This window comes from Streptomyces sp. NPDC005070 (assembly GCF_053600395.1).
Genome location: NZ_JBSFZS010000128.1, coordinates 1 through 20,639 on the forward strand (window position 1 = coordinate 1; position 20,639 = coordinate 20,639).

At 70.4% G+C, this 20,639-nt stretch carries 19 protein-coding genes; 3 read left to right on the forward strand and 16 right to left on the reverse strand.

Features of this window, described 5'->3' with window-relative positions; translation table 11 throughout:
• Positions 1-136: 136 nt before the first annotated feature.
• From nusB to ACWEBX_RS30945, 13 genes are all read right to left on the reverse strand, one after another.
• Positions 137-571 carry a transcription antitermination factor NusB gene (gene nusB, locus ACWEBX_RS30885; protein WP_451888084.1) on the reverse strand — a complete coding sequence of 145 codons (435 nt, stop codon included), beginning with the start codon at positions 569-571 and terminating at the stop codon, positions 137-139.
• Positions 572-573: 2 nt separating this feature from the next.
• A complete protein-coding gene (gene efp, locus ACWEBX_RS30890; RefSeq protein ID WP_081223344.1) occupies positions 574-1,140 on the reverse strand; it encodes an elongation factor P in 567 nt (188 codons plus the stop codon).
• Between the two features lie 57 nt (positions 1,141-1,197).
• Positions 1,198-2,304 (reverse strand): aminopeptidase P family protein, encoded by a 1,107-nt coding sequence (locus tag ACWEBX_RS30895; RefSeq protein WP_451888085.1) that lies wholly within the window; start codon positions 2,302-2,304, stop codon positions 1,198-1,200.
• A 153-nt stretch (positions 2,305-2,457) separates the two neighbouring features.
• On the reverse strand, positions 2,458-3,348 hold the full coding sequence (locus ACWEBX_RS30900; RefSeq protein WP_451888086.1) for a Pro-rich N-terminal domain-containing protein: 891 nt from the start codon (positions 3,346-3,348) through the stop codon (positions 2,458-2,460).
• A gap of 191 nt (positions 3,349-3,539) precedes the next feature.
• On the reverse strand, positions 3,540-4,631 hold the full coding sequence (aroB, locus tag ACWEBX_RS30905; RefSeq protein WP_451888087.1) for a 3-dehydroquinate synthase: 1,092 nt from the start codon (positions 4,629-4,631) through the stop codon (positions 3,540-3,542).
• Entirely contained in the window at positions 4,628-5,143 is a 516-nt protein-coding gene (locus ACWEBX_RS30910) for a shikimate kinase (RefSeq protein WP_451888088.1), read from the reverse strand. Before ACWEBX_RS30910 ends, aroB begins: the two co-directional genes overlap by 4 nt.
• Entirely contained in the window at positions 5,140-6,324 is a 1,185-nt protein-coding gene (aroC, locus tag ACWEBX_RS30915) for a chorismate synthase (RefSeq protein ID WP_451888089.1), read from the reverse strand. The genes ACWEBX_RS30910 and aroC overlap by 4 nt, the downstream gene beginning before the upstream one ends.
• Before the next feature lie 225 nt (positions 6,325-6,549).
• Positions 6,550-7,398, reverse strand: coding sequence for a shikimate dehydrogenase (locus ACWEBX_RS30920; RefSeq protein WP_451888090.1), 849 nt, complete (start codon positions 7,396-7,398; stop codon positions 6,550-6,552).
• Entirely contained in the window at positions 7,379-9,280 is a 1,902-nt protein-coding gene (mltG, locus tag ACWEBX_RS30925) for an endolytic transglycosylase MltG (RefSeq protein ID WP_451888091.1), read from the reverse strand. The genes ACWEBX_RS30920 and mltG overlap by 20 nt, the downstream gene beginning before the upstream one ends.
• 123 nt (positions 9,281-9,403) lie before the next feature.
• Positions 9,404-9,868 carry a Holliday junction resolvase RuvX gene (gene ruvX, locus ACWEBX_RS30930; RefSeq protein ID WP_451888092.1) on the reverse strand — a complete coding sequence of 155 codons (465 nt, stop codon included), beginning with the start codon at positions 9,866-9,868 and terminating at the stop codon, positions 9,404-9,406.
• A 13-nt stretch (positions 9,869-9,881) separates the two neighbouring features.
• Positions 9,882-12,554: an alanine--tRNA ligase gene (gene alaS / locus ACWEBX_RS30935; protein ID WP_451888093.1), complete on the reverse strand. Its 2,673-nt coding sequence runs from the start codon at positions 12,552-12,554 to the stop codon at positions 9,882-9,884.
• Positions 12,554-12,910 (reverse strand): DUF6167 family protein, encoded by a 357-nt coding sequence (locus tag ACWEBX_RS30940; RefSeq protein WP_451888094.1) that lies wholly within the window; start codon positions 12,908-12,910, stop codon positions 12,554-12,556. Before ACWEBX_RS30940 ends, alaS begins: the two co-directional genes overlap by 1 nt.
• 7 nt (positions 12,911-12,917) lie before the next feature.
• A complete protein-coding gene (locus ACWEBX_RS30945; RefSeq protein ID WP_451888095.1) occupies positions 12,918-13,352 on the reverse strand; it encodes a DUF948 domain-containing protein in 435 nt (144 codons plus the stop codon).
• Between the two features lie 161 nt (positions 13,353-13,513).
• Between ACWEBX_RS30945 and ACWEBX_RS30950 the strand changes: the two genes are divergently transcribed.
• The gene (locus ACWEBX_RS30950; RefSeq protein WP_451888096.1) at positions 13,514-15,682 is read left to right on the forward strand and encodes an ATP-binding protein; all 2,169 of its coding nucleotides are present in this window, start codon (positions 13,514-13,516) and stop codon (positions 15,680-15,682) included.
• A 39-nt stretch (positions 15,683-15,721) separates the two neighbouring features.
• Here ACWEBX_RS30950 and rpsD read toward each other — a convergent pair whose 3' ends face one another.
• The 3 genes from rpsD to ACWEBX_RS30965 all read right to left on the reverse strand — a co-directional run bounded on the left by rpsD (position 15,722) and on the right by ACWEBX_RS30965 (position 18,727).
• On the reverse strand, positions 15,722-16,336 hold the full coding sequence (rpsD, locus tag ACWEBX_RS30955; protein ID WP_451888097.1) for a 30S ribosomal protein S4: 615 nt from the start codon (positions 16,334-16,336) through the stop codon (positions 15,722-15,724).
• Positions 16,337-16,658: 322 nt separating this feature from the next.
• A complete protein-coding gene (locus tag ACWEBX_RS30960) occupies positions 16,659-18,014 on the reverse strand; it encodes a replication-associated recombination protein A (protein WP_451888098.1) in 1,356 nt (451 codons plus the stop codon).
• Positions 18,015-18,082: 68 nt separating this feature from the next.
• Positions 18,083-18,727 (reverse strand): vitamin K epoxide reductase family protein, encoded by a 645-nt coding sequence (locus ACWEBX_RS30965; protein ID WP_385042500.1) that lies wholly within the window; start codon positions 18,725-18,727, stop codon positions 18,083-18,085.
• Between the two features lie 134 nt (positions 18,728-18,861).
• Here ACWEBX_RS30965 and ACWEBX_RS30970 point away from each other — a divergent pair, with 134 nt between their 5' ends.
• Together ACWEBX_RS30970 and ACWEBX_RS30975 are read left to right on the forward strand one after the other, a co-directional pair.
• Positions 18,862-19,728, forward strand: coding sequence for an ABC transporter ATP-binding protein (locus ACWEBX_RS30970; RefSeq protein ID WP_451888099.1), 867 nt, complete (start codon positions 18,862-18,864; stop codon positions 19,726-19,728).
• On the forward strand, positions 19,725-20,570 hold the full coding sequence (locus ACWEBX_RS30975; protein WP_451888100.1) for an ABC transporter permease: 846 nt from the start codon (positions 19,725-19,727) through the stop codon (positions 20,568-20,570). Before ACWEBX_RS30970 ends, ACWEBX_RS30975 begins: the two co-directional genes overlap by 4 nt.
• Positions 20,571-20,639: the final 69 nt, after the last annotated feature.

A 20,639-nucleotide genomic window follows, 5' to 3' on the forward strand; every position in this document is an offset into this window, starting at 1 on the left:
TCCTCCCCGACACGGCCCTGCACACCGCCTCCCACCTCACGGCCCTGGAGAAGGACCTCGCCAAACCGGTCCTTGGCCCTCCGGCGTGTCCCGTGCCCCCCCGCGGGGGCGCACCGGTTACGGCTGCTGCCGGCGGTCAGTCCTCGTCGCGGCGAAGCGACGGCTTCAGGCCCTTCAGCCGGCCGAGCAGGCCGTTCACGAACGAGGGCGACTCGTCCGTGGAGAACTCCTTCGCGAGCTGCACAGCCTCGTCGAGCACCACGGCGTCCGGGGTCTCGTCGACCCAGATCAGCTCGTAGGCACCGAGGCGCAGGATGTTGCGGTCGACGACCGGCATCCTGTCCAGCGTCCAGCCGACGGCGTACTGCGCGATGAGGTCGTCGATGCGCCGCACCTTGGTGGCGTAGCCCTCGACGAGCTCCATCGTGTATTCGCTGACCGGCGGCTGCCGGGTGTCGGACCGGGAATGCCGGATCCAGTCCGCGAGGACCGTCAGAACGTCCACACCGCGCTGGTCGCCCTCGAAGAGGATCTGGAAGGCGCGCTTGCGGGCCGTGTTGCGGGCAGCCACGGTTAGCTGTTCACCCGGCCGAGGTAGTCGCTGCTGCGGGTGTCGACCTTGATCTTCTCACCGGTGGTGATGAAGAGCGGGACCTGGATCTGGTGACCGGTCTCCAGGGTGGCGGGCTTGGTGCCACCGGTGGAGCGGTCGCCCTGGACGCCCGGCTCGGTCTCCTGGATGACCAGCTCGACGGCGGCCGGCAGCTCGACGAAGAGCACCTCGCCCTCGTGCTGGGCGACGGTGGCCGTGAAGCCCTCGATCAGGAAGTTGGCGGCGTCGCCGACGGACTTGCGGTCGACCATGAGCTGGTCGTACGTGTCCATGTCCATGAAGACGAAGTACTCGCCGTCCATGTACGAGAACTGCATGTCGCGCTTGTCGATCGTGGCCGTCTCGACCTTGACGCCGGCGTTGAACGTCTTGTCGACGACCTTGCCGGAGAGCACGTTCTTCAGCTTGGTGCGCACGAAGGCCGGGCCCTTGCCGGGCTTGACGTGCTGGAACTCGACGACGGACCAGAGCTGGCCTCCGTCGAGCTTGAGCACCAGGCCGTTCTTGAGGTCGTTCGTGGAAGCCACGGTTGCGGAATCTCCTGGACTGACGTGGACGACCCCGGCGCACGCGCGGCCGTGAGGCTAGAGCGCGAGCAGTTCCTTGGTCGTGATGGTGAGTAGCTCGGGTCCGCCGTCCGCCTCAGGGCGTACGACGAGCGTGTCATCGATCCTGACACCGCCCCGGCCCGGGAGGTGGACCCCCGGTTCGACGGTGACCGGCACGCAAGCGTCCAGTTTACCCATGGCCGCGGGGGCAAGCTGCGGGTCCTCGTCGATTTCGAGCCCGACACCGTGCCCCGTCAGGGGCGGAAGGCCTTCGGTATGGCCTCCGGAGTCCAGTACCTGCCGGGCCGCGCGGTCCACGTCCCGGTAGGCGGCACCGGGTGCCAGCGCCTCCCGACCGGCACGCTGGGCGGCGAAGACGAGGTCGTACAGCTCGATCTGCCAGTCGGCGGGCGAGGTGCCGATCACGAACGTACGGCCGATCTCGCACCGGTAGCCGCGGTAGGTCGCGCCGAGACAGACGGAGAGGAAGTCGCCCTCCTCGACACGCCGGTCGGTGGGCCGGTGGCCGCGGCGTCCCGAGTTCGGGCCCGTGCCGACCGAGGTCGCGAAGGCGGGCCCGTCGGCACCGTGGTCGACCAGCCTGCGCTCCAGTTCCAGGGCGAGATGGCGTTCCGTGCGGCCTACGAGAATGGATTCGAGGAGTTCACCGAGCGCCTGGTCGGCGATCTCCGCGCCGATGCGCAGGGCGGAGATCTCCTCCTCGTCCTTGATCACCCGGAGCTGTTCCACCGCTCCGCCCAGGTCGGCCAGCCGCAGCCGCGGGGCGACCGAGCCGAGGGCACGGTGCCGGGTCACGGTGAGGTGGTGTTCCTCGACCGCGAGGGACTCGGCGCCCTGATCGGCCGCCAGTCCGGCGGCGGCGACGGCCGGATCGCCTCCGGCACGCGGCAGCACCCGGACCTCCAGCGCCTCGTCGGGGCGCCCTTCCGTGGCTTCACCGGACGGCGGTCCTGCGCACAGCAGCATGTCCTCGTCGCTGCCGAGCAGCAGCACCGCGCCGAGCGGCGCGGCACCGGCGAGATACCTCACGTTGGCGGGCCGGGTGACGAGCGCCGTCGCGCTGCCGCCCGCCGTACAACGCTCCCGGAGCCGCTCTCTGCGCGTCGCGTACACCTCTGGCATGAACCGAGCCTACGAGCGGTGGCCGGATGTCGCCGGTCCAGAGGGCCGGACGGGTAGCCCGGCGCCCGGACGGACGGCCACGGGGCCCGCGCCGAACCCATTCAGCACCGCCCCGAGGCGAACCCTTTCAGCACCGCCGCGCGCCGAACCCTTTCACCACTGCGGCGGGCTGGCGATCGAGCGTGCCAGGACGTCGTCCAGGACGCGGGCCGTGGCCGCCACGTCGAGCTGGGAGTTGTCGATGATCGGGAGCCCCGAGCCGTACCAGCCCGCCATGCGGCCGTGGATGCGCGCGACCTCCTCGTCGCTGAGCCTGCGGTTGCCCGAGCGCTCCGCGTTGCGCTCCAGGACCACTTCCAGGCCCGGCAGGAGCACGACCGGCAGCAGACCGGGACCCACGTGCCGCTTCCAGCCGCCGAGGCCGACGACCGGCCGGTCCGGGAAGACGGCGTCGTCCAGGATGCACGAGATGCCGTTGGCCAGGAAGTTGCGGGCGGCGAAGCCGCAGGTGCGGCGGGCGAGACGATACTGCGCCTCGGAATGGTCGTTCCATCCCGACTGCGGGTCGGCGAAGCCCGAGCGCACCCATTCGCGTACGTCGTCGAGGCTGATGTGGGCCGTGGGCACCCGGCGGTGGTCCGCCCAGTACTTCGCGACGCTGGTCTTCCCGGCGCCCGCGGGACCGATGAGCAGGATCGCGAGCGTGGTCGCCGCCGGGTCGGGCGCGCCCGTGGCGGGCGGCGGGCTCGGCATGGCGACCGAGACGCCCGGAGGCAGTTGCACATGCCCGGTGGTGTCCGGCACGGGCGGCACGGGCGGGTGCGGCGGCTGCGCCGACGGATGCTGCGGAGGCATCTGATGCGGTGGCAGGTGATGCTGCGGCGCCTGGGCGGGTGGCGCGCCGGGCGGCACCGGCGCTCCCGCGAAGCCCGGAGCGGGCGCCGGGCCCTGCTGCCCCGGGTGCTGTCCGGCCGGCGACCATCCGGCGGCCGGCCCCTGCCCCGGCTGGTGGGGCGGCAGCGGAGCCCCCACTGCGTGCTGCATCCGGTGCCACTCCGTCTCGTACAGGCGATGTGCGCGTAGCGGCGGGACGCCGGTCCCGTCGCTACCGAACGGTACCTTCCCCGGCCGCCGTTGTGTGAACGGCCGGGGTCCGTGCGAAGTGCCCGGTGAGGAGAGGCAAAACGGGCTGAGCAGGTGCCCTTCGGGCCATACGGCCCCGCGGGCGGCTCCTGTTACTCGCCGACCTCGCCGTACGCGGCGAGCAGGACGGCCGGATCCGGGCCCTCCAGGACGGTCGGTTTGGCCAGTCCGTCGAGGACGATGAAGCGCAGCAGGTCGCCCCGGGACTTCTTGTCGACCTTCATGTTCTCCACTAGCTTCGGCCACTGGTCGTAGCGGTAGCTCAGCGGGAGACCTACGGACTCCAGGATCGTGCGGTGGCGGTCGGCGGTCGCGTCGTCCAGCCGGCCCGCGAGGCGGCCGAGTTCGGCGGCGAAGTGCATGCCGACGGAGACGGCCGCGCCGTGGCGCCACTTGTAGCGCTCGTTCTTCTCGATGGCGTGGGCGAGCGTGTGGCCGTAGTTGAGGATCTCGCGCAGCCCCGACTCCTTGAGGTCGCCGGAGACGACCTCGGCCTTGACCTTGATGGAACGCTCGATCAGCTCGGCGGTGTGCGGGCCGGCGGGCGTGCGGGCCGCCTCGGGGTCGGACTCGATGAGCTCCAGGATCACCGGGTCGGCGATGAAGCCGGCCTTGATGATCTCCGCGAGCCCGGACACGTAGTCGTTGACCGGCAGCGAGTCGAGCGCGGCCAGGTCGCACAGCACGCCCGCGGGCGGGTGGAAGGCGCCGACGAGGTTCTTGCCCTCGGCGGTGTTGATGCCCGTCTTGCCACCGACCGCCGCGTCCACCATGGCGAGCACGGTGGTGGGGACGGCGATCCAGCGGACGCCACGCAGCCAGGTCGCGGCCACGAAGCCGGCGAGGTCGGTGGTGGCGCCTCCGCCGACGCCGACGATGACGTCGGTGCGGGTGAAGCCGGACTGGCCGAGCGCCTTCCAGCAGTAGGCCGCGACCTCGGCGGTCTTGGCCTCCTCGGCGTTCGGCACCTGGATGGCGACGGCCTCGAAGCCCTGCTCCGCCAGGTCGGCGCGGAGCGCCTCACCGGTGTCGGCGAGCGCCTCGGGGTGGATCACACCGACACGCTTGGCCTTGCCGCCGATCAACCCGCCGAGCTCACCGAGGAGCTGACGGCCGATCAGGACCTCGTAGGGGTCGGTTCCCGCGCTGCCGCCGACCTGGACACGGGTCACAGCCTCGCTCATGCTTCCTTCAACTCCAGTGCGTCGAGGACCTCTTGGGCGACCTCATCGGGGGTACGGCCGTCGGTCGCCACGACCGCGCGGGCGACTTCGGTGTACAGGTGGCGCCGTCCCTCCATCAGCTCGCGCCACTGCTTGCGCGGGTTGACGGCGAGCAGCGGCCGGGCGGCGTTGAGGCCGGTGCGCTGCACCGCCTCCTCGACTTCCATGGAGAGGTAGACGACCTGGTGGCCGGCGAGCAGCGCCCGGGTGTCGGCGTCGAGGACCGAACCGCCGCCCAGGGCCAGCACACCGTCGTGCTCGGCGAGTGCCACCCGAACCGCCTGCTTCTCGACCGCGCGGAAGGCGGGCTCGCCCTCGTCGACGAAGATGTCGGCGATGGTGCGGCCCTCGGCGGCCACGATGTCGTCGTCCGTGTCCCGGTAGGCGCAGCCGAGCCGCTCGGCGACGAGCGCGCCCACCGTGGACTTCCCCACCCCCATCGGCCCGACCAGGACCAGCCGTGGGGCGGTCACCGGATGGCCAGGTTCTCGAGGTACGACCGGACGTTCCGGCGGGTCTCGGTGACCGAGTCGCCGCCGAACTTCTCGGCGACCGCGTCCGCCAGGACGAGGGCGACCATGGCCTCGGCGACGATGCCGGCGGCCGGCACGGCGGAGACGTCGGAGCGCTGGTGGTGGGCCTTGGCGGCCTCGCCGGTGGCGACGTCGACGGTGGCCAGCGCACGCGGCACGGTCGCGATCGGCTTCATCGCGGCGCGGACGCGCAGCAGTTCGCCGGTGCTCAGGCCGCCCTCGGTGCCGCCGGCGCGGCCGGAGACGCGGCGGATGCCCTCGGGCGTGCCGACGATCTCGTCGTGGGCCTGGGAGCCGGGCACCCGGGCCAGTTCGAAGCCGTCGCCGACCTCGACGCCCTTGATCGCCTGGATGCCCATCAGGGCGCCGGCGAGACGGGCGTCGAGCTTGCGGTCCCAGTGCACGTGCGAGCCGAGGCCCACGGGAACGCCGTAGGCGAGGACCTCGACGATGCCGCCGAGCGTGTCACCGTCCTTGTGGGCCTGGTCCACCTCGGCGACCATCGCCTTCGAGGTGTCGGCGTCGAGGCAGCGCAGCGGGTCGGCGTCGAGCTTCTCGGTGTCGGCCGGGGTGGGGTACACGCCCTGCGGGGCCTTCACGGAGCAGAGTTCGACGACGTGGGAGACGATCTCGATGCCGGCCGTCTCCTTCAGGTACGAACGGGCGACGGCGCCGAGGGCCACGCGGGCCGCGGTCTCGCGGGCGGAGGCGCGCTCCAGGATCGGGCGGGCCTCGTCGAAGCCGTACTTCTGCATGCCGGCGAGGTCGGCGTGGCCGGGCCGCGGACGGGTCAGCGGCGCGTTGCGGGCGAGACCGTCGAGAATCTCCTGTTCCACCGGGTCGGCCGCCATGACCTGGTCCCACTTGGGCCATTCGGTGTTGCCGACCATGACCGCAACCGGGGAGCCGAGGGTGAGGCCGTGCCGGACGCCGCCGAGGAAGGTGACCTCGTCACGCTCGAACTTCATCCGGGCACCGCGTCCATAGCCCAGACGCCGCCGGGCAAGGTGGTCCGCCACCATCTCCGTGGTGATCGGCACGCCGGCGGGAAGACCCTCCAGCGTCGCGACAAGTGCGGGACCGTGGGACTCGCCCGCGGTCAGCCAGCGCAACCTGCTCAACGGTGCTCCTCATGCTCGCGCCCGGGTGCTGCTGCTGCGTACACGTGTGCTCGCGTACGGCGACGGCGCGACCGGGTGCGCGGCCCTGGCCCGCCATGTCCGATCCTCCCACGTCCGGGCGCGGGAACCGGCCGCAGGTCCATCAAGCGGGACGGCCGGATACGGACGGCGAGGTTCAGCGCGCCCCCTGACTCCCCCTGCCCCGCGCTCCGCCCCCTGCGGACCTCAGCGGGTGGTACGGGAAGCGAGCGCGTGTTCCCCGGCTTTTCTCATGGCGCCCACGGGGGCCGGCTGCCGCCCGGTCATCTGCTCCACCTGGAGCACGGCCTGGTGCACGAGCAGGTCGAGGCCGCCGACCACGGCTCCGCCGTACGCGGACCAGCGCGCCGCGAGATCGGTCGGCCAGGGGTCGTACAGCACGTCGAAGAGGGTCGTGGGGCTCCCCGGGACGGCGGCGGCCAGCGCGTCCGTGGTCCCGGCCGGAGTCGTGGCGATCACCAGCGGCGCCCGCAGCGCCTGTGCGGCGTCGGCCCAGTCCTCGGTACGCACCTCGATGCCGAGGCGCTCGCCCCACTCGCGCATCTCGGCGGCCCGCTCCGGGCTCCGCACGTACGCGACGACCTCACCGGTGCAGATCCGCGCGAGGGCGGCCAGCGCGGAGGAGGCGGTGGCGCCGGCCCCGAGAACGGCGGCCGAGTCGACCTGCTCGATCCCCCGCTCGCGCAGCGCCGCGACCATCCCCGGGATGTCGGTGTTGTCGCCGACGCGCCGCCCGTCCTCGGTGAACACGACGGTGTTGACCGCCTCGACGGAGGCGGCCGTCTCGCTGATCTCGTCGAGCAGCGGCATGACGGCCCGCTTGAGCGGCATCGTCAGCGACAGCCCGGCCCACTCCGGTCCGAGGCCCTCGACGAAGGCGGGCAGCGCCGCCTCGTCGACCTCGAAGCGGTCGTACGTCCACTCACCGAGGCCCAGTTCCCGGTATGCGGCGCGGTGCAGCACCGGGGAGAGGGAGTGCGCGATCGGTGAACCGAGCACGGCCGCCCGGGAGGCGTCAGTTGCCCGAGCTGGCATTGAATTTGTCCTTGAGTTTCTCGAACTGGGCCAGCGTCTTGGCGAATTCCGTGTTGTTCTGACCGTCGGTCGCCACGAAATACATCCAGCCGTCCTTCGTGGGGTTGAACACCGCCCTGAAGGCGTCGTCGCCCGGATTGCCGATCGGACCGGGCGGCAGACCGCGATGGTAATACGTGTTGTACGGGTCCGGATTGCTGTTGATCTCGGACTCGCCAATATTGATCTTGCTCTGGCCCTTCAGGTAATTGAAGGTCGAGTCGAACTGCAGCTTCTGGTTGGTCTCGGTGTTGGTGCTCTTCAGACGGTTGTAGACGACCTCGGCCATCTTGCGGTAGTCGTCGTGCGTCTTGCCCTCGGCCTGGACCAGGCTCGCGACCGTGACCACCTGAAGCGGGTTGTCGAGCTTGAGGGACTTCGCCTTCGCCACGAGCCCCATTGCCGTGTACTTCTTGTTGGCCTGCGCGACCATGCTCTTCAGCACGACCTCGGGCTTCATGCCCTTGGCGGCGGGATACGTGAGCGGGTAGAGGAACCCCTCCAAGGGGTCCTTTATGTCCTTGTCGGTGTTCGCCCAGCTCGGCAGCCCGAGGGTCTTGTACTTCTTCTTCGCGACGGCGCTCGTCGTGCCCTTGGCGAGTCCGAGTTTCGTGTCGATCGCCGCGTACACTTGGGAATTACGGAAACCGGGAGGCACGGTCACGTTGTTCTGGCTCTTGGGGTCGAGCATCAGCTCGACGGCGCTCTTGGCCGACATCCCCTTGCGCAGGAGATAGGCACCGGCCTGAATCGACTTGCCCTTGGGATTCTCCGCCTGAGCGGACACGAACGCGTCCACGCTCTTGACGACACCGGCAGCCTTCAGTTTCTGGCCGATGACATAACCGCCCTCGCCCTTGCCGATCTCGACGGGGACCTGCCCCGTCCCCTCGCCGGCAAAGTCGGGAGCCGCGCCGAAACGATTCTGGTAGTAGTGGTACCCGAAATACCCGGCTCCGGCGAGACCTCCGCCGAAGACCATGACGACCACCAGGCAGGCGCAGCCGCTGCGGCGCTTCTTGCCCTTGCCGCCACGCTCCTTGCCGCCGCCGCGCTGCTCCTTGCGGTCCCCGCGGCCCCGGCGCTTCTTCGGGTCGTCGTCCTCGTCGAAGTCGTCGTCATCGTCGTCGCCACCGGCGAAGAAGGCGTGCTCGCCCTGGTCCGGTCCCGGGTCCCAGTCCGGCTCGGGTTCGGGCTCGGCACGGCGCCTGGCCGGCGGCTCGGGCGGCGGATAGGCGTCCGGGGTGTTGTAGGAGTCCGGCTGCTCGGCCGCGTACTGGCCCGCGTAGGGGTCTGCGGGATCGGCCGTGTACGGCACCTGGGGCTGCGCTCCGGTGCCGCTGTCGGCGTACTGCTGCCGGCCCTGGCCGGGATACTGCTGCTGACCCTGGCCGTTGAACTGCTGCTGCCCCTGGTACTGCTGCCCGCCCTGACCGGGATACTGCTGCCCCTGGCCGTTGAACTGCTGCTGCTGACCCTGGCCCTGGTACTGCTGCCCCTGCCCCGGATACTGCTGCTGCCCCTGATGGGGGTACTGCTGCTGACCCTGGCCGGGATACTGCTGCCCCTGATCGGGGTACTGCTGCTGACCCTGGTACTGCTGCCCCTGATACTGCTGCTGGCCGGGATACTGCCCGTGCTGGCCCTGCGCCGGGTACTGCTGCCGGCCCTCGTACTGCTGCCCCTGGCCCCAGTCGCCCTGCTGCTGCGGAGAGTGCTGCGGCTGGCCGCCGTCGTAGGCGGACTGGCCGTCTGCGGCCTGTCCGCCCCATCCGATGTCCCCGTACAACGGGTCCTCCGGATTCCACGGTTCGGAGCCAGAGCCCCGGCCATACTCAGTCATCGATCCCCTACGAGCCGCGAGCCGGCAGCGGCCGGCTCGTCTGGCCCGGCTCCCGTCCGCCTCTTTACTGTGCGACGGCTGTTCGAACACCACCGCATCGGGCGGAACGTTACCGTATCGCGATCACATGACCACTTCGACGCCCTCGCCGGGCGACTTGCCTGACACCCGTTCGGATTCCAGGGCCTGCTGCAGGATCACGACGGCTGCCGCCTGGTCGATGACCGACCTGCCCTTCTTCGACTTCACGCCCGAGGCGCGCAATCCCTGACTGGCCGTGACCGTGGTCATCCTCTCATCCACGAGCCGTACCGGAACAGGAGCGATCCCTTCCGCGAGCAACTGGGCGAAGGCACGGACCTTGGCCGCGGCGGGACCCTCGCCCCCCTTGAGGGAGCGAGGGAGTCCGACGACGACCTCGATCGGCTCGTACTCCTCGACGAGCTGCCTCAGCCGGCGGTGGGCGGCCGGGACGTCACGTCCCGGGACCGTCTCCACCGGGGTCGCGAGGATCCCGTCGGGGTCGCACGAGGCGACCCCGATCCGGGCGTCCCCGACGTCGATCGCGAGCCGACGCCCTCTGCGCATCTCCACCGTTTTCTTACTTGGCCGTCTCGGCGACGAGGCGCTGCACCGCGTCGATGGCCTCGCCGACGGCGGCGGGGTTCTGGCCGCCGCCCTGGGCGACGTCCGGCTTGCCGCCACCGCCACCACCGAGGGTCTTGGCGGCGCTGCGGACCAGCTCACCGGCCTTCAGACCACGCTCGCGGGCGGCCTCGTTGGTGGCGATGACGGTGAGCGGCTTGCCGCCCGAGACCGTGAACAGGGCCACGACGGCGGCCCGTCCGCCCTGGATGCGGCCGCGCACGTCGAGGACCAGCTTGCGCAGGTCGTCGGCACCCGTACCGTCCGGGACCTGACCGGTGACCAGGGCCACGCCGTTGACGTCCTGGGCGGACTCGACGAGGCCGGCGGCGGCCTGGAGGACCTTCTCCGCGCGGAACCTCTCGATCTCCTTCTCGGCGTCCTTCAGCTTGCCGAGCATGGCGGCGACCTTCTCCGGAAGCTCCTCCGAGCGGCCCTTGACCAGCTCCTGGAGCTGGGCGACGACCGTGTGCTCACGGGCCAGGAAGTTGTACGCGTCGACGCCGACCAGGGCCTCGATACGGCGCACGCCGGAACCGATCGACGACTCGCCGAGCAGCTTGACCAGACCGAGCTGGGCGGTGTTGTGCACGTGTGTGCCGCCGCACAGCTCCTTGGAGAAGTCGCCGATGGTCACGACACGGACGCGCTCGCCGTACTTCTCGCCGAACTCGGCGATGGCGCCCTGCTTCTTGGCCTCGTCGATGCTCATGACCTCGGCCTGGACGTCCAGGTCGCGGGCGAGCACCTCGTTGATCTGCTGCTCGACGTCCCTCATCACGGCCGTCGGGACGGCGGAGGGGGAACCGAAGTCGAAACGGAAGCGGCCGGGCTGGTTCTCCGAACCGGCCTGGGCGGCCGTCGGGCCGAGGGCGTCGCGCAGCGCCTGGTGCGTGAGGTGCGTGGCCGAGTGGGCGCGGGCGATGGCCGTGCGACGGCGTACGTCGATGGTGGCCTGGGCCTTGGCGCCGACGGTGACCTCGCCGACCTGGACGACGCCCTTGTGGACGTACACACCCGGGACCGGCTTCTGGCAGTCGCGGATCTCGATGACGGCGCCGGTGTCGACCCGGATGCGGCCCGTGTCACCGATCTGGCCGCCGCCCTCGGCGTAGAACGGGGTGCGGTCGAGGACGATCTCGACCTCGTCGCCCTCGGTGGCGGCCGGGGAGGAGACACCGTCGACGAGGATGCCGACGACCGTCGACTCGGCCTCGGTGCCGTCGTACCCGACGAAGTCGGTCTCACCGGCGGCGTCGGCGATCTGACGGTAGGCACCGAGATCGGCGTGGCCGGACTTCTTGGCGCGGGCGTCGGCCTTGGCCTTGTCCCGCTGCTCCTTCATCAGGCGGCGGAAACCGTCCTCGTCCACCGACAGGCCCTGTTCGGCGGCCATTTCGAGGGTGAGGTCGATCGGGAAGCCCCAGGTGTCGTGGAGCAGGAAGGCCTTGTCGCCGGCGAGGACCGTGCCGCCGGAGTCCTTGGTGTCGGTGATGGCCGTGTCGAGGATGTTCGTGCCGGCCTTCAGCGTCTTGAGGAAGGCGGCCTCCTCGGCGAGGGCCACGGTCTCGATCCGCTGCCGGTCGCTGACGAGATCCGGGTACTGCTGGCCCATCATCTCGATCACGACGTCGATGAGGTCCTTGACGACGGGACCGGTGGCACCGAGCAGGCGCATGTTGCGGATGGCGCGGCGCATGATGCGGCGCAGCACATAGCCGCGGCCCTCGTTGCCGGGGCTCACGCCGTCGCCGATGAGCATCACGGAGGTGCGCATGTGGTCGGTGACCACACGCAGCGAGACGTCGGAGCCGTGGGCGGCGCCGTACTCGACGCCCGTCAGCTCGGTGGCCTTCTTGATGACGGCCATCGACGTGTCGATCTCGTACATGTTCTGCACGTCCTGCAGAATCATGGCGAGGCGTTCCAGGCCGAGGCCGGTGTCGATGTTCTTGCTGGGCAGCTCGCCGAGGATCTCGAAGTCGTCCTTCGAGGTGCCCTCGCCGCGCTCGTACTGCATGAAGACCAGGTTCCAGATCTCCACGTAGCGCTCGTCGTTGACGGCCGGGCCGCCCTCGACGCCGAACTCCGGACCGCGGTCGTAGTTGATCTCGGAGCACGGACCACAGGGGCCCGGGACGCCCATGGACCAGTAGTTGTCCTTCTTGCCCAGGCGCTGGATGCGCTCGGCCGGGACGCCGATCTTGTCGCGCCAGATGGTCTCGGCCTCGTCGTCGTCGAGGTAGACCGTGATCCACAGACGCTCGGGGTCAAGGCCGTAACCACCCTTGTCCTGGGGCGAGGTGAGCAGCTCCCAGGCGTAGGTGATGGCCCCTTCCTTGAAGTAGTCACCGAAGGAGAAGTTGCCGCACATCTGGAAGAACGTGCCGTGGCGCGTGGTCTTGCCGACCTCTTCGATGTCGGGCGTGCGCACGCACTTCTGCACGCTGGTGGCGCGCGCCCAGGGGGCCTTGACCTCGCCGAGGAAGTACGGCTTGAAGGGGACCATGCCGGCGGGGACCAGGAGCAGAGTCGGGTCGTCCGCGATGAGCGACGCCGAAGGGACGACGGTGTGACCGCGTTCCTCGTAGAAGCTCAACCAGCGGCGGCGGATTTCAGCCGACTCCATCAGTGGTCCTCATTCCGGTTGTACGTGTACGTCGTGTTGTCGATGTACTTGATCTGCTTGTTGTCGCCGGACTGCTCGCCGCCGCCGATCGCGGCAATACGGCGCTGGGTGGGCAGTTCGGAATCCGGGTTCGCGTTCAGACCGAGCACCTCGCCGAGTTCGGCCTCTCGCTGGGCCATCCCGTCACGGACGTCGAGCGCGAACTCCTTGAGGCGGTGACCCGCGTCGATCGCCTTGTTCGCGGCCTGCGCCGCGAGGCTCTCGGGGGTGAGCTGCCTGAGCTTGCGGTTGACCTTGGTGGTGGCCCATACACCCGCGGCTGCGCCCGCGGTGAACCAGAACGTACGGCGGAACATCGCTGCGTCAGTCCTTCTTCCGCTTTCCCCGCCGCGTGGACGGGACGGGGCGGCCCACGATCACGGAACGCCGGGCCGCTTTCTCGGGCACATTCTCACGACGGCCTCCGATGGCCCGGCGCACGCCGTACCCGAACGCCGCGACCTTGACCAGCGGGCCGCCGAACGTGGAGGCGACGGTCGTCGACAGCGCCGAGGCGTTCGACGTGACCTCCTGGACGTCCGACGCGATGGCGTCGACCCGGTCGATCTGCGTCTGCGCGGAGCGCACCGCCGCCGAGGCGTCGGCCAGGAGCGGGACGGCCTGGTCGGTCACGTCCGCCACGAGCTTGGTGGTCGCCCTGAGCGTCTGGGCCAGCCTCACCAGTGCGACGGCGAGGAAGGAGACCAGGATCGCCCAGAAGACGGCCACCAGGATCCCGGCCACCTCACCACCGGACACTGTGCACCCGCTCCCTGACTGTGTGCCTGAACATCGAAAAGTCGTCACCCGAGCCTATCGCGCCGGGGCCGGGGCTCCGTACCGCATTTATCCGCTCCGGAGTGTGGAGTTGCGCGAACCGATTGTACGGAGCGCTAACGGGTCAGTACGCTCCGTATCTCATGCAGCGTTCTCATCCCGGCCGACACTCCGGTCCTGCCGTACCCGGCAATCTGCCCCTGGAACTCGACGCGTTCGTGGGGCGCTCCGCCGAGCTCGCGCGGCTGGCCGAGGCGCTGGAGGCGGTCCGCCTGGTCACCGTGACCGGTATGGGGGGCGTGGGCAAGACCCGGTTCGCCACGCACGCGGCGGCGGGGACGGACCCACGCGACGGGGTGTGGCACGTGGACCTGTCCGCGGTGCACGACCCGGGACTCGTCGAGTACGCCGTGGCCGAGGCCCTCGGTCTGACGGACCACACGGCGAAGCCGCCGCGCCGGGTGCTGCTCGACCATGTCGCCGGGCGCCGGCTCCTGCTGGTCCTGGACGGCTTCGAGCACCTGGTCGACGTGAGTGCCTCGCTGATGGGCGAGTTGCTGCGGCGGGCCCCCGGACTGCGGGTGCTGGCCGTGGGCCGCAGACCGCTGGGGATCGCGGGCGAGCGGGTGTTCCCGCTGGCTCCGCTGGCCGAGACGGAGGCGGTGGAGCTGTTCGCGGACCGGGCGGCGGCCCGGGTGCCCGGCTTCGCGCTGGACGAGGGGAACAGGTCCGACGTCCTGGAGCTGTGCCGGCAACTCGACGGGATCCCGCTGGCACTGGAACTGGCGGCGGGGCGCGTCGGCGCCCTCTCCCCCGCGCAGTTGCTCGCCCGTCTGGAGGACCGGTTCCGGCTGCTGACCGGCGGTGTGCGCGACGCGCCGCCGCGGCACCAGACACTGCGGACGGCGATCGGCTGGAGCCACGAACTGTGCACACCGGGGGAACGGCTGCTGTGGGCACGCCTGTCGGTGTTCGCCGGGCAGTTCGACCTGGAAGCCGCGGAGTATGTGTGCAGCGGGGACGGACTGCCCGCCGACGACGTCCTGGACGTGCTCGGCGAACTGCTCGGGCAGTCGGTGCTCTCGCGCGAGGAGACCGCGGCCGGTGTGCGCTACCGCATGCTCGACACCGTCCGGGCCTACGGCGCGCACTGGCTGACGGCGACGGGCGACGCGGAGCGGCTGCGCCGTCGTCACCGTGACTGGTACATGGGCCTGGTCACCTGGTGCGAGCTGGACTGGTTCTCGCCGCGGCAGGCCGAGGTGGCGGTGCGCGTCGAGACGGAACTGCCGAATCTGCGTTGCGCGCTGGAGTATTCGCTCGGCGAACCCGACGAGGCGCATCTGGGCCAGTATCTGGCGGGCGCCCTGTGGTTCTACTGGGTCGGCTGCGGCCGCCTCTCGGAGGGGCGGCACTGGCTGGAGCGCAGTGTCGAGCTCGACGGCGACCGCGACCAGTCGCGGCTGAAGGCCCTGTGGGTGCTCGGCTATGTGGCGGTGCTCCAGGGGGACTCGGTGCCCGCGCTGTCCGCGCTCCAGGAGTGCCGCGACGAGGCGGAGCGCTGCGAGAACGCCGTCGCGGTCGCGTACGCCGAGCATCGCACCGGCTGTCTGGCCCTGGTCACGGACGACATGGCGCGCGCCGAGAAGCTGCTGCGCTCGGCGCTGGACCGCTATCACGAGATCGGTGAGCTCAACAGCAATGTGCTGATGGGCCAGATCGAACTGGCCATGGCGCTCGCCTTCCAGGGCGACATGCCGGGCGCGGTGAAACTGTGCGAGGACGTCCGCGGGGTCTGCGAGGACCACGGGGAGCGCTGGGCGCTGGCGTACGCGCTGTACGTCCTCGCGTACCAGGCCCAGGTCGAGGGCGATCAGGTGCGGGCGCGCGGTCTGCTGGAGCAGGGCCTCGGTATCGCGCACGGCTTCCACGATCTGCTCGGCGCCGTTCTCGCCGTCGAACTGCTCGCCCTGGTCACGGTGGTGGAGGGCGACGCGGCCGAGGCCGCGGTGCTCCAGGGGGCGGCGGCGCGTATGTGGCCGTCGGTGGGGCTGCCGCTGTTCGGCTCGGCGTACTACAACGCGCCGCACGAGCGCTGCGCGGCCCTTGCCCGGCAGGAGCTGGGCGACGAGCGGTACGAGGAGTGCGTACGGGCGGGCGGGCTGCTGGGGCAGGACGCGGCGGTCGCCCGGGCGCTGGGCGGGGCCGGGGTGCCGCCGCTCGGTGCGGTGCCCTCGCCGCGCAGGCTGCCCCCGGATGTGCGAAAGCCCGCCGTCTCGCCCACCTCGAAGGGCGGGGAGACGACGGGCTGACGCCGACGCGTAGGTGGTACCGCGTCCGCTGCCAGAAGATCAGCGGGCGTAGTACTCGACGACGAGCTGCTCGTCGCAGATCACCGGGATCTCCTTGCGGTTCGGCTCACGGTCCAGGCGGAAGGCCAGGGCGGCGAGGTTCACCTGGAGGTAGCGCGGGGTCTCACCGTCGGGGGCGAACCCACCGGCACGGGCGACCTCGAACAGCGTCTTGCTGCGGCTGCGCTCGCGGACCATCACGACGTCGTCGGGACGGACACGGAACGACGGCTTGTCGACCTTGCCGCCGTTGACCTCGATGTGGCCGTGAACGACCATCTGGCGGGCCTGGTAGATCGTGCGGGCGATGCCCGAACGAAGGACCAGCGCGTCGAGACGACGCTCGAGCTCGATGACCAGAGCCTCACCGGTCTTGCCCTGCGTCTTGGCGGCACGCTCGTAGGCGCGGACGAGCTGGCGCTCGGACACGTCGTACTGCGCGCGCAGACGCTGCTTCTCGAGCAGACGGACCTTGTAGTCCGAGTTCTGCTTGCGGCCACGGCCGTGCTCGCCCGGCGGGTAGGGGCGGGCCTCGAAGTACTTGACGGCCTTCGGGGTCAGCGCGATGCCGAGGGCACGCGACTTCTTGACCTTGGGGCGGGGCTGATTCGCCACTTCTATCTCTTTCCTGGTTTTCGGCTCACCCGAGTTAAGGGAGGTCGCATCCGCAGCCTGGGAGACCCCGCGGGCCCTGACGGGCCTGCCGGGCAGCCGCTCCCTGGTCTGGGCACATACGTGCAGCACACGAGTAGCCCACCGACCGTTCCCGGAGACCGGGTGGTGGTGGGCAGCCCGCGACACCTTCGACGGTGCGCGACGCTCCTGGATCCCCTCGCCGTACGAGTACGGTGACGGGGTTCCGGCTGGATGTCCCGTTGGGTGATGCCGACCGGAGCCGGACACGGGACGCAGCGCTTCGAGCCATGTTACAGGGTGCTCAGGAGCGCCCTCTACCGAGGCGCTTCCTGGTCCACTCCACCGCGTCGGCGTACCGCGCCTCGGCGCCGTGCCGGGTCGGGGTGTAGTACTCCCGGTCCGTGAGCTCCTCGGGCGCGTACTGCTGGGCCGCGATGCCCTCGGGCAGGTCGTGCGGATACACGTACCCCTGGGCGTGCCCGAGCTTGGCCGCGCCCTTGTAGTGCCCGTCGCGCAGGTGGGCCGGCACCGGACCCGCGTGTCCCTTGCGCACGTCCTCCAGTGCGGCGCCGATGGCGGTCGTCGCGGCGTTGGACTTCGGGGCCAGCGCGAGGGCGATGGTGGCGTGGCTGAGGGTGAGCGCGGCCTCCGGGAAGCCGATCATCGCGACGGCCTGCGCGGCCGCCACGGCTATGGGCAGCGCGTTCTGGTCGGCGAGGCCGATGTCCTCGCTGGCGGAGATCATCAGGCGCCGGGCGATGAACCGGGGGTCCTCGCCCGCATCGATCATCCGGGCCAGATAGTGCAGGGCGGCGTCCACGTCGGAGCCGCGGATGGACTTGATGAGCGCGCTCGCCACGTCGTAGTGCTGGTCGCCGTCGCGGTCGTACGTCACCGCGGCGCGGTCGACCGTCGCCTCCAGCGTCTGGAGGGCGATCTCCGGCTCGCCCTGGTCGAGCGCCGCGCCGGCCGCGGCCTCCAGGGCGGTCAGCGCACGGCGGGCGTCGCCGCCGGCGATGCGCAGCAGATGGTCCTCGGTGTCGCCGGGCAGGGCCACGGAGTCCCTGAGGCCGCGCTCCGAGGTGAGCGCCCGGCGCAGCAGGCCGCGCAGATCGTCGTCCGTGAGCGGTTCGAGGGTCAGCAGGAGGGAGCGGGAGAGCAGCGGCGAGATCACCGAGAAGTACGGGTTCTCGGTGGTCGCGGCGATCAGGGTCACCCAGCGGTTTTCCACGGCCGGGAGCAGGGAGTCCTGCTGGGCCTTGCTGAAGCGGTGGATCTCGTCCAGGAAGAGGACGGTCTCCTTGCCGTAGCCGCCGGTGGCGCGGCGGGCGCCCTCGATGACCGCGCGCACCTCCTTGACGCCCGCGGTGATCGCGGAGAGTTCCACGAACCGCTTGTCGGTGGCCTTGGAGACGACGTACGCGAGGGTCGTCTTGCCGGTGCCCGGCGGGCCCCAGAGGATCACCGAGGACGGTCCGGCCGGGCCGCCGCTCCCCTCGGCGACGAGTCTGCGCAAGGGAGAGCCCGGCTTCAGCAGATGCTGCTGCCCCACGACCTCGTCGAGGGTGCGCGGACGCATCCGCACAGCCAGGGGACTGCTGGACGGGTCCTTCTCCTGGCGCTCTTCCGCGGCGGCGGTGAACAGGTCGGGCTCCACGTCCGAAACCCTATGTCACACCACCGACAATCCCTCCCGGGCCGTGGACCGCGGTCGCGACCGGCCCGTCAGCTCGTCCAGAAGTCCCACCAGCGGGTCAGGATCAGCATGCCGATGATGCCGATGTGCAGTGCCGGCAGGACCCAGGTGAACTCGCCGAAGAATCCCTTGAGCCAGCCCGGGGCGGGCAGGAAGCCGTTGCGGACGTTGAAGGACGTCACGTACCAGAACATGATGATCGTGGCGACCCAGGCCAGGCTGCACCACAGGCAGAGCGAGTTGATCCGGTACAGCGACTGGAACTGGAGCCAGGTGCAGAACGCGACACCGAAGAGCGTGCCCGCGTTGAAGGTCAGCCAGTACCAGCGCGGGAAGGTCGCCCGGGCGAGCAGGCTCATACCGACGCAGATCACGATGCCGTAGGCGACGAGCCCCATCATGGGGTTCGGGAAGCCGAAGGCCGAGGCCTGCTCGCTCTTCATGATGTTGCCGCAGGAGACGACCGGGTTCAGGCTGCAGCCCGGAACGAAGTTCGGATTCTCCAGCAGCTTGAACTTGTCGATCGTGATGACCCACGCGGCAAGGAGACCGGCCGCACCCGTGATCACCAGCAGCACCGCGAGGGCACGGCTGCCGCCGGCCGTCCGCGCGGGGGTGGCGGCAGGGCGTTCCTGACCGGTCGGGACGTCCTTGACTGTCGTCTTGTTCATCACGCCGTTTCCGTAGTTTCGAGGGCCTGCGGGCAGGCTCATTGTGCCGCACCCGCCCGGCCGTCCACCGTTCGGTGGACATAAGAAGGTACGCGCGGTCTCCCCGGAAGGTTCGGTTCGGGGAGATGCTCGTCCGCATGACAACTCACGCGGATCGACTCGCGGTGGACGTACGGGGGCTGCGCAAGCAGTACGGGGACGTGACCGCGCTCGACGGTATCGATCTGGGCATCAGGCAGGGCGAGGTGTTCGGCCTGCTCGGACCCAACGGAGCGGGCAAGAGCACCACCGTGGAGATCCTCCAGGGCAATCGCCGGCGGGACGCGGGCGAGGTCTCCGTGCTCGGCTCGGATCCGGCGACGGCCACGCGCGTGTGGCGCTCACGCGTCGGAATCGTCTGGCAGGACGAATCCGCGCCCGCCGAGTTGACGGTGGGCGAGACCGTGCGGCATTTCTCCCGCTATTACCCGAATCCCCGTGACCCCGAGGAGGTCATCGGTCTGGTCGGTCTGGAGGCGAAGGCGGGCAGCAGGATCAAGGCGCTCTCGGGCGGTCAGCGCCGGCGGCTCGATGTGGCGCTCGGGGTGATCGGCGGGCCCGAGCTGCTGCTCCTGGACGAGCCGACCACGGGCTTCGACCCGGCGGCGCGACGACAGTTCTGGGAGCTGATCCGCAAGCTGGCCGACGAGGGCACGACCATCCTGCTGACCACGCACTACCTGGAGGAGGCCGAGGCCCTCGCGGACCGGCTGGCGGTCGTCGCGCGGGGCAGGGTCGTCGCCGAGGGCGAACCGGCCGCGCTGCGCGAGCGGTTCGGCAGCGAGGCCACGGTCGAATGGACGGAGGCCGACGGCAGCCCGCGCGGCGAGCGCACGGACACACCCACGAAGACGGTCGCCGAGCTCATCCGCCGCTTCGACGGGGAGATCCCGGGACTGCGGGTGAGCCGCCCCACCCTGGAGGACGTCTATCTGCGACTGACCGGCCTGGAGGACGCGCGATGACCACGACCGGCGTACGACCGGACACGAAGGACGCGTCCCTCCGGCTGCCCGGCGCCTGGGGGCTCGGGCTGCGCCGCGGCGGCCTGGAGATCAGGCAGTTCTTCCGCCAGCGGGACCAGGTGGTGTTCACCTTCGCCTTCCCGGTCGTCTTCCTCTTCCTGTTCGCGTCGATCTTCAGCAACGACGTGAAGGGCGCGGGCATCACCGCTTCCCAGCTCTACGTCCCCGCGATGATGGCCGCGGGCATCATGTCGACCAGCTTCCAGTCCCTCGGCATCTCCATCGCGATCGAACGGGACGAGAAGGTGCTGCGCCGGCTGCGCGGCACACCGATGCCGCCGGCCGCGTACTTCTTCGGCAAGATATGGCTGGTTCTGGTGACCGGCGCCCTGGAGACGGCGATCCTGCTCGCCGTCGGCACCACGCTGTACGACGTCGACCTGCCCTCCGATCCCGGCAGGTGGGCGGACTTCGGCTGGATCTTCGTCCTGGGTCTGACGGCCTGTGCCCTGCTCGGCATCGCGATCAGTTCGGTTCCGAAGTCGGGCAAGAGCGCCACGTCGGTGGTCGTCCTGCCCTTCCTCGTCCTCCAGTTCATCTCCGGCGTCTACATCTCCGTCGACACCATCCCGGACTGGATGCTGAACATCGGCGCGCTGTTCCCCCTCAAATGGATGTGCCAGGGGCTGCGCGGGGTGTTCCTGCCCGACTCCGCGAAGGTCCTGGAGCAGGCGGGCGACTGGGAGTTCGGGCGGATCGCGCTGGTGCTGGGGGCGTGGTGCGTCGGAGGACTGCTGCTGTGTCTGCTGACCTTCCGCTGGAAGAACCGGCGCGACGGCTGACGACTCCGGAACGCCGGCCGATCGTGCGGCCGGGCTCGACCGACATCGGCGACGACTTCCTGCCCCTGC